This is a genomic window from Spirosoma arboris (genome assembly GCF_009754945.1).
Classification (GTDB): Bacteria; Bacteroidota; Bacteroidia; order Cytophagales; family Spirosomataceae; genus Spirosoma; species Spirosoma arboris.
Genome location: NZ_WPIN01000086.1, coordinates 1 through 383, shown reverse-complemented (window position 1 = coordinate 383; position 383 = coordinate 1). Strand labels below are relative to the sequence as shown.

The following is a 383-nucleotide window of genomic DNA, read 5'->3' as shown; positions in this document are numbered from 1 at the left end:
TCAGCTCGGCAACGGCCAGTACTTGTGACCCCGTATCCAATACTTATTCCACCACAGCTCTGGTCCAGTTGACCAATCCCATCACAGGTACACTCACCATTTCCAATGGGCCCCAAAGTCTCACCTTCATTACCACGACAGGCAGCTCAGCCAGCTTTACAGCCAGTTTCACAGGCTTAGTCTCGGATGGCTCCTCCCATACAGTGATGGTCAGTCTGCCAGGCTGTTCAACCACCAGCACGACCTACACCGCTCCCGCATCTTGTAGTGTCGGTGTGGGATTGGCCGTCACCGACCCAGGAGTCTGCATTCCGGGTACCAACACTTACAACACAACCGGTCTCATTAGCCTGACTAATGCCGTGGCCGGAAGCCTCACCCTC

Annotated in this window: 1 protein-coding gene; it reads left to right on the top strand. The window is 55.4% G+C overall.

All coding sequences use genetic code 11. The features are described from left to right. The coding region (locus tag GO755_RS41260) for a hypothetical protein (protein WP_198175103.1) at nucleotides 1-383 on the top strand (383 nt) is incomplete at both ends.